The organism is Mesorhizobium sp. M7A.F.Ca.MR.148.00.0.0 (assembly GCF_003997735.1).
In the GTDB taxonomy this organism is placed as follows: domain Bacteria; phylum Pseudomonadota; class Alphaproteobacteria; order Rhizobiales; family Rhizobiaceae; genus Mesorhizobium.
The window spans coordinates 1-398 of the sequence record NZ_RZTB01000422.1 but is presented as its reverse complement, the minus strand read 5'-3'; the positions used below and the strand labels follow the sequence as shown (position 1 = coordinate 398).

The 398-nt window shown below is 60.6% G+C and carries 1 protein-coding gene; it reads left to right on the top strand.

Annotation, left to right across the window (positions count from 1 at the left end):
- Positions 1 to 348, top strand: a 348-nt coding sequence (gene fosX / locus EOB49_RS34795; RefSeq protein ID WP_127383554.1) for a FosX/FosE/FosI family fosfomycin resistance hydrolase, incomplete at its 5' end; no start/stop codon positions are given.
- Positions 349 to 398 lie beyond the last annotated feature (50 nt).

Here is a 398-nt window from a genome sequence, read left to right as displayed (position 1 = left end):
GTATTCGACGCACGCGGAATCTATGCCAGCGATGCCGAGCAGTTCTCGGTGTCGCGCGAAAAATTCTTCCTGATCGGCGACATCTGGGTCGCCATCATGGAGGGCGAGCCCTTGCCGGAGCGCAGCTACAACCACATCGCCTTCAAGATCGATGACGCCGATTTCGACCACTATGCCGAGTGCATCGGCAAGCTCGGCCTCGACATGCGCCCGCCGCGCCCGCGCGTCGAGGGCGAGGGCCGCTCGATCTATTTCTACGACGACGACAACCACATGTTCGAACTGCACACCGGCACGCTCAATGAGCGGCTGGCGCGCTACGCCAAGGGATTTGAGGTCGCATCATGACCGACATCGCCACCTACAACTTCGCCTATCTCGACGAACAGACCAAGAGG